Here is a 12698-nt window from a genome sequence, read left to right as displayed (position 1 = left end):
CTCGTACCACTACAGGATCCGCCCGAGGAGCCCCGGCTACAAATCATCCGCGGAAATTCAGGCCCCCGCGCCGCGGTCTTCGCGGATCTGCTCGACGACACGGGCGACGGTCCTGCGCACGGCCTCTGTCTCCATCAGAAAGTGCCAGAAGTCGGGGTGGCGCCCTTCGAGCCCGGCGACGGCCCGCTCCAGCCGGGCGACCGAGTCGTCCAGCGGACGGGCGTGACGCGGGTCCGGGGTGTTGCGGCCGGCCATGGCGAGACGCTGTGCGTCGCGGATGGCGAACCGCGTGCGGTCGATCTCGTGCTGCGGATCCTTCTCCACGGCATTGAGCCGCTGGAGCCGGTCGCCGGCGGCGGAGACCGCCTCGTCTGTGGCGTTCAGCAGCGCGCGCACGGTGCTGAGCAGGGCCGTCGCATCGGCCCAGCGCTGCTCGTCGCGGGCCTTGACCGCCTCGTGGAGCTTCTCCTCGGCCTGCCGGACGCTGATCGCGGCCTGTTCGGGGACGGGCTGCAGATCCTGCCAGCAGGCGGCAACGAAGCGGCGTCGCAGCTCGCTGAGGACGGGCTCGACGGTTCCGGCGCGGTTGGTCAGGGCCTGTGCGCGGGTACGCAGCGACACCAGGCGCTTGTCGATCTCGGCGGCGCGCTCGGGCAGCCGCTCGGCCTCGGCCCGTACGGCTTCGGCGTCGCGCAGCACCCGGTCGGCGCGCTGGAGGGTCTCGGCGACGCCGTGCCGCCCGGCGCCCTGGTTGAGCATGGTCAGCTCGGGACCGAGGGCGGCGAGGCGGGCCGCCAGATCATCCGCTCGCAGACCGGAGCCCCGCACCGAATCGAGAGCATTGCTCGCGGAAAGGAGCGCCTGTCGCGCCCGCTCCACGGCCGGCGCGAGCCGCGCGAGCTGGGCCCCGGCCTTGTCGAGCAGCGGCCCGAGCCCGTCCGCGAACCGGTCGAGATCGACCTTGACCCGTACGAGCTCGTCCTTTGCGCGGATCAGATCACCGCGCGCCTCCGAGGCGACGGAGGCCTCAAGATCGTGCCGGTCGAGATCGTGCGCGTCGACAGCCGTGATGTAGCGATGACTCACCTCGTCGATGCGCTGCCCCAGCGCGGCGAAGTCGTCCACGACACGCCGGGCGCCGGGCGAGCTGTCGACGGCCGTGATCGTCTCGATCGAGATGCGCAGATCGCGCTGGGCGGTGTCCAGCTCGTAGAAGGCAGCGGCAGCGGCGTCCTTCGCGGCCTGCGCGTCGGCCCGCTGGCTCTCACCGCGCCCGCGGCCCCAGCGCCGCGTACCCCCGCCGGCGAAGGCAGCCGGAAGCGCGGCGACGATCAACGGGACCGGCAGCAACACCAGCGCGAGGACATCGCGGACGGCACTCGCTTTCGCTTTTGCGTGCGGCTGCGCGTGTGTCGCCGTCACATCCCTCTCCCGTGCTGTGTCGCCCTGCCGGGTTCATTCTCCCACCAGGTAGTGACGAACACACGGGTCGTTTAGTTCGCGCTTCGCACAGTCACCTTGCCGTTGTCGCTCCGCGCGGTCACAACATGAGCGCTGTCCTGGTCGGTCGGCACGTCGACGTCCACATCACCGTTGTCGCTCTTGGCGGTGACGGCGTACGGAGCCCCCGCGCGCGGCAGCTCAATGGTGATCCCGCCGTTGTCACTGACGGTCTCGACCCGCTCCGGCACGGCGGTGAGCCCGATCCGTACGCTCCCGTTCTCCGACCGCACGCTCACGGACTTCGCGCTGACCCGCTCGGTGACGACCTTCCCGTTGTCACTGTCGAGCGTGAGCGGCCCGCTGGCGTCCCGTACGGTCACCGAGCCGTTGTCGGACCGGATCTTCAGCGCGGTCCGGAACCCGGTGGCGGTGACACCGCCGTTGTCGTTGTCGACGGTCACGGCGACATCCCGCGGCACTTTCACGGTGTGCCGCGCCTCGCAATCGCTGGCGACGGCCGAGCACTTGAGCCGGAGGGTGAGCTTCCCGTCCGCCATCTTCCAGGACGGATCGGGCCCGTTCCCCATGAACACCCACCCGTCGACCTGCCGGGTCACCTGTACGCCCGGCACATCGGCGGCCACGAGCTCGATGGCGGAGTCGTCGGTGTCGATGGTGAGGGTCTTGCCGGAGAGGGGAAACGACTTGCTCTCCACGGGCGCGCTCTTGGCATCGGCATCGGCACCGCACCCGGCGAGCGCGAACACGAGGAGTCCGCTGCCGCCGACGACGAGCGCGCGGGTTCCGCGGGTGACGCGGGTGCCGGTGGTGCCGGTGGTGCCGGTGGTGAGTGTGCCCATGGTGATCATTCCCCCTGCTGAATTCGGCGCTGAGCGCCGCCGATGTGCCCTCAAGCTATGAGCGGGCGGGGTACCCGAGCGATCCGGCGGCCTACCGTGTCCGAGGTGGGGCTAGCCCCCCTCGCGGTCCGGCCCCGGGAACGGGTTTGCGGGGCGGACCGGTCTGCCATGTACGCTGTTCCTTCATCCACGGGTGCGTAGCTCAGGGGTAGAGCGCTGCTCTTACAAAGCAGATGTCGGCGGTTCGAAACCGTCCGCGCCCACCAGTGAAAACGCCCTCCGCAGCGACCGCTGCGGAGGGCGTTGACGGTAGTAGTTGACGGCAGTCGGTGAGGCTGCGCTGGCGAGCGTAGCTAGAACTGGCTACGTACCGGCTGCGGTAGAAGTTTCCCTACTCGACCAAGGCGGCTCGCGCCGCTCCTCGCGCGCAGCCTGGGCGCCCGGCCGGGCCTGCGCTCCAGTCTCCGCCCCGCTCCAGCCCGGCCGGCGCCCGTGCCGCGCTCACAGCACTCAGCCGCCTAACGTCAGATGGGTACGTCGTGGCTGGGGCGGTCGGCTCCACGGCTTTACGCAGCGACTGCCGCTACGCCGACCTACTCGATTAACGCGAAGGCCTCACGGTCCAAAGAGTCTTTCAGCCCATGGCGTTGCGTGCCTCGTCGCCGGCAAACTTGTAGTCACGTTCACCCTCGCAGTAGGCCAGCCACCAGGTCCTAGCCCTCGGTGGCGCGTAGCGCCAATCTTCGAGACATCCAGGGGAGGGAGCCTGCTAACGCGCATAGTTCGCCAGCGCTAGCAGCAGGTGAATCGATTCTGGATACCAAATATCTGAATGCGCACCCTCCGGACGGGTAAATCGACCACGCCTATATAGCCAGCCCGCATCTATATTTACAAGTGCGGAGGAAAGATTCCGCGGGTCGTAGGCTTTATCCACGGCAAGCAATGGCGTAGTTTTCGTATCCCCCGCTGGACCTATGGCTCCACGTGAGCCAACAGCAGAATGACCGCGCTCTGTAAATCTGTGCCAGGTTCGGCAGGCCCGGTCTTTTGGAGAGAAGGTCAGACAAACTGGCCCTTGAAGTGGACCCCGATCAAGCAAATTGCGAAATGCGTCAGTGAAGGATCTCCTGCGTGCAGCCATCTGATAAACGATGAAGTTGTCTACTGTATAGCGAAATTGCTTGTTCGGCGGCAACAAAGGAAGCATGGGAGAATTGGGGAACGGTGAAGCGGATATTGCCTCCGAGAGAAACCTGCCTCCAAAGGAATGTCCCACGCAATGAAGGTATTGACCGCCTGAGGTCCGCAGCATGAATTTGCCGTCAGATTTACCACCGGGCACCCTTCTCTGACTATCAAGGTAGCCAAGAAGGTGAGCCAGCGAAAATTCCGCGAACCCATGTGTAGTCATTTCGTGCGCGCGATTGCGTATCTTCCTGTACCCCCATGGAAGTGGGTTGCTTACCGAAGGCCAGCGTACGGCAATATTCATCGACTTGAAGCCATCGAGTTGAGGGTACATTTTCGGCTGCGCCGAATAAAGAGCATCGATTGCAGCAAACAGTCGCCTAGATGAGCGCAAAGCTCTGCTGGGGTCATTCTGCCAGCCATGCACCCATAGAAATATATCGGTGACACTCTTAGAAATGCTAAGATGTTCCCTCAAGAAGGCAGGCACACGATCTGGAGTTACAGGCTCACCTGTCCTCGGATAGATGAACTGTCCGCTCTCATTAAGATCAAGGAGCGTGAACTTTCCATAGTCCCTTCCGTCTGGCAGTCTATTTCTCATACCCATCAGCACCTTCTACACATCGAGTGTCCAATCCTCTATAGATAGTGAACATCAAGCCCAATGGGTTAGAGTGGCGATCTGCAAACTCCCTTGCCAGTTCACGGGTAATGTCCCCAATGCATGTTTGCGGGACAATAAATTTCTCCAAAAAGCGCGTTGTGTACTGATAAGCAAACGAGGTGGGGAGATCCAGCTGGGGTCCTATCAGGCAGTTAGCGCCATTTTGAAGCATAGTGCGACCAAACGACCTATAGAACATTGACTCCATTTGCCCACCTTGGCAGGCATCAACAAACACCACCGAGTTTGGCAATTGACGTGAAGAAAGCCAGGTCTCGAAATCCCCGGTATTAATCTCTATGCCATCACTCAATTCCATCCGCGCATGATGCATCTCCGGGTCCGCTCCCACGTCGCTGACAACGGCGTGACAACAAAAGCACATGAAGTGGTCATCGCACTCGCCGAAAGCTATCGCCTTCTCTAGATCAGGCTTGGTGGACCGTTTCGTAGGATTTGCCGATGTCAAACCTTGAACGAATTTCTCAAGAGGACCCACAAGTTTATTTTCCTCAGATTTGCCGATGTCAATGCGCGTGTCTACATTGAGTCCTACGTCCATCCGATTGCCAGCCCGAAGAGGGAGCTTCGTCTCCAGATCACCATCATGAAGCTGATGTTGGATCCAATGGCGGTATCCCAAGAATCCCTCTAGTGGCCAATCAAACTTCGGATCTCGAATGTCGTCATCAGAGCCAGGGGGAACGTAGAGCATAGTCCATGGAGCATAGAGATCTTGTGAATCGAAATGCAATACGCAGCACTCGCTACGGAGGGCTTTAATGAGAACTCTTCGAATATCCTTGAGGCCATTGTCTCTAGGGGAGAATATTAGATTGAAGAGCTTATAACCCGCCTTTGCGAGATTGATTCGGACATCTGAGGTGAGATCCTCATGTTCATTCGACAAGTCGTACTTTTCCTGGAATGGCAGCGAGATGCCATCTGGCGTTTCCACCTCATACTTGAAAGTGTTATCTACCCAAGTTTTCCTAAGTTCTCGAATATGCCCGAGCATTTTCATTTGATCTGCATGCAGAGTCCCGGGTCGGCGCGTTATGCCCTCGTCTTCGAAAATCGAACTGCATCCCCATACTTCGTAGGAGCACTGCTCTAGCCTGTCATGTCTCTTGTAATCAAATACCAAAGTCCCAACAGGCCCCCTTGGGGCGTGCCGCTTTTCATTGAGGACCTGGTCAGGGTTTCGCAAGACAATAGATTCGAGGGCAAGTTGCCGAGGCTCGGATGCTCGCCTGTTGCTCATCCGTCATCCTCCCTTTCAACTGCAAGCGTGGTTTGGAGCATTTGCAGCAACGAGCCCTCTTGGTATAGGTGAACGCGGAACGTTAGAGTGAGTTCTCCTCGTTCGCCTGGGACTACAGAGAAGCTTATTCTTCGGCTGCCAAAGTTTCGCGAAAGATGTAGGCGATAGCCACCTGGTCGAACGTTAGCTTTGTCGGCAAGCAATGCAACGTAAATTTCGGGAGATTCGAAGTCCGTCGGCTGACGTGAAATCTCATCGTGCTGAAGGCTGTACGCCGGGTACAGTTGAAAGTCTACGTTGAACTCAGCGCCCACTTGCAATGGATAGTGGGGTGGGACAAGCCTAGCTACGACTCTCCATCGGTTTCCTGGGGAAAGCGTATCGCCATTACTGGCACGAGAGAAATCACTCGTATCCTTTCGCAGCCCTTGCCCTTGTTCAAGATTTTCCCGCTGGATTACTCGGCATCTTATCGGGAGTTTGTGTACCGCCCGCGTGAGCGCTTCACGCGCGACCTTCTCGTTCGGAAAAGACAGTTCGAACATCACGCGGCCCGGTTTGACGTTCGCGACCCACCACTCTGGTGATCCTTTGCCAGAGCCCATTCGGGTTTCGGCCGGCTTCTTGGTGAGAGGCTGGTCTGGGAAAATGTTTACCCACACTTTCCCCCCACGCCGAATATGACGGGTCATTGCTACACGCGCTGCCTCAATTTGCCGGTTAGTCACGTAACCTGGCGCCAGAGCTTGGATCCCGTACTCTCCGAAAGCAAGCTCGGTGCCGCCCTTGGCACTGCCCCGGCGCTTGGGCCGATGCTGCTTGCGATGCTTTACTCTTCGAGGGATAAGCACGGTGGCAGCCCTTCGATCCTGATCACCGATTGTGAAGACCCGGAGACTTGCTGCAATTGTGGCTCACAAGGACCCATGATGCTCGTTGAGCGCTATGGTCGGCGCTCTCCAGCTTGTCCGACACCGCAGGCCAGATGCGCTGGGTAGGGTTTGCAGGGTGCGTTACCTGACAGGGGCTTTCGTTATTGGGGGCCCTGACGCAGGGTCGGTCCGAGGAACAGTTCCTCGGCCCGGTCGGTCCCCTAGCCGGCTCGGCGTCAGCTACGTCGAGGTCCGCCCAGCGAAGACGTCATATGAGGTCTGCGTCCATGTAGTTGAGGACATCGGGCATGAGGAGTCCATGACCGGCCGCCACGCCGACGAGGAGCCCGCCGAGCACCGGCGCTTCGCCCGCTACCTGCAGGCCCTGGAAGCCGCCGCCGAGGCGGACGAGGCCGACCTGGTAGTCGAGTTCAGGCGGCTGGCACGGCGGGATAGGCGCAGGACACGCACATGCCGAGCGAGGTGGGGATGCAGTAGCCCGCATCCGCTTTGCACTTGGGGCCTGCGGCGGGCCGCCATCGCCTTGGCATGCGCGGCCCACATGGCTGTCGTCATCGGCCGCACCGGCCTGGCACAGTCGATCCGGTAGAGGTAGGCCGTCAGCGGTCCGCGCCGTCTGCGGGGCCGAAGCAACTGAGCCGCGATCGGCTGCCCACCCGGACTCAGCCCCCGCGCCCGCAGCTGCCGACGGGTCGCCATGCCGTCCGGGGCCAGCCGCCACGGGTAGGTCGGTATCCCGTGAACCTGGCCGGTGGGGTCGTAGCACTGGCTGTGGGAGGGCGGCATCAGCCCTCACCGCCCACCGCCATCAGGCGCGGCCCTGGCTCCTCAGGGTTGGCCAGGCGTCCATAGACCTTGTGGACGTAGGAGGTGGAACGGGTGGACTTCACCGCCGCTTCCGCGATCGTGTCGCCCGCCTCGAAGCACTCCCGGATGACCTCCGCGGCCTCCTCCGTGCTCAGCCGGTGCCCGCCCTGCAGCACATCCGGGTCTGGGGTGGACGCCGGGGGGACAGTGAGGGGGAACACAGCGCTTCCACCGCAGATGACCGGCCGCTTTACCGCGGGTGCCGATTCCTGAGCGACGCTCGGTCGCTCGATCGGGGTGGGGGTGGATGCCGGGGTGGACGGGTGGTGGATGGGGGTGCTGTCCACCGTGTCCACCAGCAGGGTCAGTTCGGCGATCCGGGCCAGGATCGCGCGCCGGTAGTGGGTGATCGCCTCGGCGAGAACGATCAACAGCACGGGCGGAATCGAGTGCAGCACCAGCCCCGCCGGGTCGACATCACGGGGGACGCCGAACGCCGTGCCCGCCGGCCACAGTGCCGCCCAGCAGTTCATCAGCCACGTGCCCAGACCGGCGAACCAGCGCAGCGCGGTCGCCCACCCCGAGGGGTGCACACCGTGCTGCGACAGCAGCCCGTCAACGATCAGCACGGTGCCGAGGGCGACCGCGACCATCGGATCGAGCAGCCACGCGATCCACACCGAGATGTGATGAGTGATCGCGAAGAGCGTCACGTTCGTCGCGGTGAACGCGAGTGCCACCACCGCGATGGCCACCAGCACCCGCGTAAGGCGCACCTGGAGCCGGAGCAGTGCGGCGATCTGCTCGCCCGGCGGAGCCGGCCGCTTCACGCCGCAGCCCGCTTCCCCGTACGCGCCCGGCGGCGCGGCGCAGGCTGCGGCAGCACAGCCACGTTGAGGAGCTCCGGGGCGAAGGTCTCGATCGCCTCCGCGGCGACCTGGCTCACCGTGTCCGGCAGCTCCGGATACGCGCTGAGGATGTCGCGGGCCGCGTCCAGTCGCGCGGCCCGCTCCATCTCGCTCTCGCCTCTCATGGGTCGTACTCCTCTCAAGGCGGAACGGCCCAAACAGCGGCCCCGGTGTTCGAGCCCGGGGCCGCCCGCCGTTTGAAGCTGGGAAGAACTCCCAACGCTCCCCACCACCCCCGGACCAACGGGCCCGGGGATGCCTGGGCAGCACAGGGCTGCGTACTTGCACTGCGCGGACGAGAGCCGCGCCGACCGCCTTTCTGAGGAGGCGGTGACCTCACTGTTGAGTTCTCAGGAAGCAGTCGCTTCCATCGAGCCGTTTCACGGCCCTCCGGGCGTCGAGAGCAGCCCAAAGAAGCCCCTCCCGCCCCCGCTGTCCTAGGACTGCGGAGCGCTTGAGAAGACTGTGGCGCACAGTCCCAGGACTGTCAACAGTCCTGGGACTGTGTTTGACTTGACCCTGTCGAGAGGAGTTCGCGTGGCACCGAAGTGGCGGGAACTGGCGGAGAAGCTGGCCGAACGCATCAGGAGCGGCGAGTACGCCCCTGGCCAGCAGCTTCCGCACATCCGAGACCTTGTGGAGGCTGGTGAGGGATCGAAGTCCACCGTCCACGCGGCCTACAAGGCGCTGGAGGCTGAGGGGCTGGTCACCTCATCCCGAGGACACGGCACGGTCGTGCGCGAGCAGGCACCGCTCAAGCGCCTCGGTATCGCCCGGTACGACAAGGTGAAGTGGCGCGACGGCGACGAGGTCGCGTTCATTGCGGACCGGGTTGCCTCGGGGCGCGCGTACAAGCGCGGCGAGCAGACTCAGTCAGTCAGCCTGGTCCAGGCGCCGCTGGTCGTCGCCCAGGCGCACGGACTGTCTGAAGGCGCTGAGGTGTACGCGCGCGCCCGCCTGGTGAAGGAGGGCGACCAGCCCACGCACAGCCTGACCAGCTACTACCGGCGCGAGCATGTCGAAGGCACGCGCATCGTCGACCCGACGCCCGGTCCTGCCGGCATGGGCGGTGGCTTCCGGGTGCTCTACGACGCGGGATACGAGATCGATCACATGCGGGAGGAGCTCCGCGCTCGGGTGGCCACTCCGGATGAGGCCGCGCAGCTCCAGCTCGCCCCCGGCGAGTGGGTTGTCGAGCTGCACCGCACGACGTACACCGCAGACGGCACCGTGGTGGAGTTCGCGATCGGAGTCCACGCGGCAACCCGGTTTGCGTGGTCGTACGACTTCAAGGTGCCGGACTCCGCGCAGGGAGCGGCGAAGTGATCTCGGCGCAGGCATGGGCAGACGCTCAACGGCTCTGGGAATTCCAGCAGATGGGGCACGAGCCGCGCCCCTGCTCGGTCGGCATCGGGCTTGGCAGCCACGACCTCGGTGTGGCCGATGCGACGGTTGACCTGTACCGGCGCGGCATGTTCCCGCTCATCGTCTTCACCGGTTCCACCAGCCGCACGACGCGCGATCGGATGCCGAAAGGCGAGGCGGAGCACTACCGGGAGCGGGCGCTAGAGCTGGGTGTTGCGGCGGCTGCGGTGTTGGTTGAGCCGAACGCCCGAAACACCGGCGAGAATATCCAGTTCTCCCGCGCCCTGCTCGCTGAGCGCGGGGTGGACGTCTCGTCGGTGTTGCTGGTGAGCAAGCCGTACGAGGAGCGGCGAGCGTACGCGACCGCGCGGAAGCTGTGGTCGGACGTCGACATCGTCAGTGCGTCTGCGTCCATGACGCTCCGAGAGTACGTCGACTCCATCCAGGAGGCCCGGCTCGTGCTGGACATGCTGGTAGGCGCCCAACAGCGCCTACTGCTCTATCCAGAGCGCGGCTTTACAATCGCTCAGGACGTGCCGAACGACGTTCAGGCGGCCTACGAACGACTGTGTAATGCAGGGTTCACAAGCCGCCTCATGCCCAAGTGAACGGGGCCCTCTCTCTCGCTGTCCCTGGGGGGCTATGCCGGGTACTTCATCATGAAGGCGCGCACGCCATCAACGAAGAGCCGTACCTGGGAATGGTCGTAGTCGGCGTAGTCGCCGTGCGCAGCCTTGTTGCGCAGGTCCAGCCAGGCGGTGACCTGCTTCTGTTGCAAGCCGTCGTAGGCGCTAGCCTTCTTGAGGTCGGCGTTCATGGTGTCAGCCTTCTTGGGCTTGCCGGCCACTGCTCTAGCTACGCCGTTCTTCGAGCAGAGGGCTCGCACGTGAACTTCGAGGGAAGTGCCTGTGATGACGGCGGCAGCATCCTTGTAGCCCTTGGCCAGGAGGGCCTCGGCCATTTCCAAGTAGTCGCCGTACGTGTCGGCGTGCACCAGCTCGACAACCGTCTCCGTCCACCCAGCTTTGAGGTCGTCCCGAAGAGATTTGGCCACGGTGTAGTCGTGCCTCAGCCGGGAGTGGGCGCTCAGGCCTTGGCGTCTGTCCAGTTGTTGCTTGTAGACCGATCCATCCGTGGTGAGGCGTGTCACGGCAGCCTCCAGACGATTGGCCAAAACTCCTGACGCCTCCCACGCCTTGTTTGTACCGGCGTCCCAGCCCGCGCTCTCCATAAGCGAATCAGACTTGGCGATCAGCTCGTCCAGTTGCCGAACCATGTCCGCGATGGCCAACTTAACTCCTAGTCAACCGATTTGGGTCGTGCAGAACGGATCAGCGTACCTCGTGCGGCCGTGCCGTGCCCTGGCGATCTGACAGACGTGATCGGAGAACGGGGAGTGGGCCCTCGGCCGCTCCGGTCTCAGTTGCGGTCTCAGAGGACCCCTGTTCCATGGACGTCCACCTCTATACCGTGAAGTCCACTGAGGCCGCTGACCTGCGATGAAGCTTCTCTGGCGGGCGTCCGTGGACGCCCCCGGAACAAGATCGGACAACTCGTAATGCGTAGGTCAGCCTGGGTCTTGTGAGGGGGGATCCGGGGAAAACGCCAGGCCCTCCATGCTGGCCCAGGTTGCGAGCCGCCACCTCAGTGCTCACTGCTGAGAAGGATGCCGCGATTCATGTGCGCCGATGCGTACTTGTACGCGTCCCTGGCTCTCCCCCTAGGTTGCGCCATCTGTAGCACTCGGCGAGAACTGTAGGGGGATGCAGGTTGAAGCCAGTTGTGGACGTACTAAGGGATCTCGCGCTGCCGTCGAATGTCGCCGTTCGCTCAGACCTGGCACTGGTTGGAAGCGTGGCTGCAGCAGCAGCGGAGGATGACAAGAAGCGCGAGGAGAAGGAACTCGACGCGCTACGCCGGAAATCGGACCTGCAGCCCATACCCGTTGAGGAACTCGGCTCGTTCCAGCTGACTCCCTGGCACGTACTGCACGCACTCGGCCGAGCCAGCGCTCTGGCGCGGCGAGGGGCAGGGCGGGGCCTTGCGGAGCACTGGGGCAGCTTGAAGTACAGCCAAGCACTGACCGGCAGCTCAGACGCATACGTGAGGCTGTCAGCCGAGGGACGAGAAACGGCAGAGCACTACAAGGCGCTTCAGTCCGGGGAACTCGGGATCGGCTTCGCTCTAGCGCTAGCCAAGCAGGTCTTGAGTCTGCGCTACCCGCAGCACGTCGTGTCAGTCGTCCCTGCAGACACAACGCTACGGGCGGGCTGGGCCCTGACCAGTAGGGACAAAGGACCCCGGTCTGGCTATCGGTACCGCCCGCGGTTCTTCGCCGAAGTCTGGAAGCCCGGAGAGTCGTCACGGGTCTTCCCGATCGAGTGCAAGGGTAACCACAGCAACGCCGCCACCTCACATGACCAGCTCGCTTCTGCCTCAGCCCATGTAGAGGCTGTACACATCGGGCCGTGGAACGAAACACCAAGCCTGTTGTTCAGTACGGAACTTCCCGTGGACGGACCGCTCACCGTCCATGCCGCGCAATCAGATGGCAAAGGCGGCTGGTTGAACAAGCCCACCGGACCCGCCGGCAGGAACCTGGACCACCAGATCGAAGACCAGAACATCTATCCGGGCATCCAGCCGCCGTCCGTGGGGGACAAGGCTTCGCCGACCGAACCCGGCTTCCACATCCAGCCTGACCGTCACGAATGGTTCCAACACGTGCTCGCACGCACTGCCGCTGCTGGGCTGACAGCCTTCGCTGGCGACGGGGCCGCGACGGTCCAGTACCTGACCAAGAGGCAAGGTCAGAGCCACTTCACGGGATTTGCGCACGCAGCGGCAGGCAGCGTCCAAGACGCGCGACAGAAGCTCCTCGGCATTTCGTTTGTCGGCACAGACCACGTGTTCCGGCTGAACAGGACACGTGTTGAGGCGTTCTCTGGGGTAGCTGAGGATCTCTTCCATCACCTCGAAGCAGGCCGGGTCGAGCAGTACCACAGTGAGGTCTACGCTCGCCGCGCCACTTGGCCTCTCGACACCTGGGACTCCAGATGGCGGGGCCCCGTCTCAGTACATCCGGACGGATCGGTGTTGGCGATGCGGGTCCTCAACGTGAAGCCACAGCCCTGAGCCGAGCAAGGACACGGGCGCGGGCAAACGCCACCGCATACCGGTGGGCCGTGGGAGAAGTCTGGGAGAAGATCTTCTCCCAGACCCTTTCCAGGCACCTCGTCACACCAAGGGGTAGCGAAGGGCCGACCTGCGACGACTCTTTGATCACCTGGTGCGGATCAA

General features: G+C 63.5%; 9 protein-coding genes, 1 tRNA gene and 2 pseudogenes. 4 read left to right on the top strand and 8 right to left on the bottom strand.

The window, feature by feature from the left end:
* Positions 1-57: 57 nt before the first annotated feature.
* A complete protein-coding gene (locus ACH4YL_RS09935) occupies positions 58-1422 on the bottom strand; it encodes a hypothetical protein (protein WP_398506505.1) in 1365 nt (454 codons plus the stop codon).
* A gap of 71 nt (positions 1423-1493) precedes the next feature.
* Positions 1494-2303, bottom strand: coding sequence for a DUF4097 family beta strand repeat-containing protein (locus ACH4YL_RS09930; RefSeq protein WP_398506503.1), 810 nt, complete (start codon positions 2301-2303; stop codon positions 1494-1496).
* 191 nt (positions 2304-2494) lie between these two features.
* Here ACH4YL_RS09930 and ACH4YL_RS09925 point away from each other — a divergent pair.
* Positions 2495-2569, top strand: a tRNA-Val gene (locus tag ACH4YL_RS09925).
* Between the two features lie 1518 nt (positions 2570-4087).
* On the opposite strand, the gene ACH4YL_RS09920 is transcribed toward ACH4YL_RS09925, so the two are convergent.
* From ACH4YL_RS09920 to ACH4YL_RS09900, 5 genes and pseudogenes are all read right to left on the bottom strand, one after another.
* The gene (locus tag ACH4YL_RS09920; RefSeq protein ID WP_398506501.1) at positions 4088-5185 is read right to left on the bottom strand and encodes a hypothetical protein; all 1098 of its coding nucleotides are present in this window, start codon (positions 5183-5185) and stop codon (positions 4088-4090) included.
* Between the two features lie 686 nt (positions 5186-5871).
* A pseudogene (gene rplP / locus ACH4YL_RS09915) lies at positions 5872-6276 on the bottom strand (50S ribosomal protein L16); the annotation flags it as partial.
* A gap of 452 nt (positions 6277-6728) precedes the next feature.
* Positions 6729-7104: pseudogene (locus ACH4YL_RS09910) on the bottom strand (RRQRL motif-containing zinc-binding protein).
* Positions 7104-7955, bottom strand: a complete 852-nt coding sequence (locus ACH4YL_RS09905) for a hypothetical protein (protein WP_398506499.1) — start codon at positions 7953-7955, stop codon at positions 7104-7106. The pseudogene ACH4YL_RS09910 and the gene ACH4YL_RS09905 overlap by 1 nt, the downstream one beginning before the upstream one ends.
* Positions 7952-8158, bottom strand: coding sequence for a hypothetical protein (locus ACH4YL_RS09900; RefSeq protein WP_398506497.1), 207 nt, complete (start codon positions 8156-8158; stop codon positions 7952-7954). Before ACH4YL_RS09900 ends, ACH4YL_RS09905 begins: the two co-directional genes overlap by 4 nt.
* 412 nt (positions 8159-8570) lie before the next feature.
* On the opposite strand from ACH4YL_RS09900, the gene ACH4YL_RS09895 reads away from it, so the two are divergent.
* Together ACH4YL_RS09895 and ACH4YL_RS09890 are read left to right on the top strand one after the other, a co-directional pair.
* Positions 8571-9359, top strand: coding sequence for a GntR family transcriptional regulator (locus tag ACH4YL_RS09895; protein ID WP_398506495.1), 789 nt, complete (start codon positions 8571-8573; stop codon positions 9357-9359).
* Positions 9356-10006: a YdcF family protein gene (locus ACH4YL_RS09890; protein WP_398506494.1), complete on the top strand. Its 651-nt coding sequence runs from the start codon at positions 9356-9358 to the stop codon at positions 10004-10006. The genes ACH4YL_RS09895 and ACH4YL_RS09890 overlap by 4 nt, the downstream gene beginning before the upstream one ends.
* A gap of 32 nt (positions 10007-10038) precedes the next feature.
* Here the strand turns inward: ACH4YL_RS09890 and ACH4YL_RS09885 are convergent, their stop codons facing one another.
* A complete protein-coding gene (locus ACH4YL_RS09885) occupies positions 10039-10689 on the bottom strand; it encodes a hypothetical protein (RefSeq protein ID WP_398506492.1) in 651 nt (216 codons plus the stop codon).
* Between the two features lie 479 nt (positions 10690-11168).
* Here ACH4YL_RS09885 and ACH4YL_RS09880 point away from each other — a divergent pair, with 479 nt between their 5' ends.
* Positions 11169-12533, top strand: coding sequence for a hypothetical protein (locus ACH4YL_RS09880; RefSeq protein WP_398506491.1), 1365 nt, complete (start codon positions 11169-11171; stop codon positions 12531-12533).
* Positions 12534-12698: the final 165 nt, after the last annotated feature.

The sequence above is a fragment of the Streptomyces sp. NPDC020681 genome (assembly GCF_044334895.1).
Taxonomy (GTDB): Bacteria; Actinomycetota; Actinomycetes; order Streptomycetales; family Streptomycetaceae; genus Streptomyces.
Note: the sequence above shows the minus strand (reverse complement) of the source record. Positions and strands in the feature narration are given on the sequence as shown.

Excerpts from the sequence above, each read along its gene's own strand:
- ACH4YL_RS09900 (WP_398506497.1), bottom strand. The coding sequence starts at position 8,158 with ATGAGAGGCGAGAGCGAGATGGAGCGGGCCGCGCGACTGGACGCGGCC.
- ACH4YL_RS09930 (WP_398506503.1), bottom strand. The coding sequence starts at position 2,303 with ATGGGCACACTCACCACCGGCACCACCGGCACCACCGGCACCCGCGTC.
- ACH4YL_RS09920 (WP_398506501.1), bottom strand. The coding sequence starts at position 5,185 with ATGAAAATGCTCGGGCATATTCGAGAACTTAGGAAAACTTGGGTAGAT.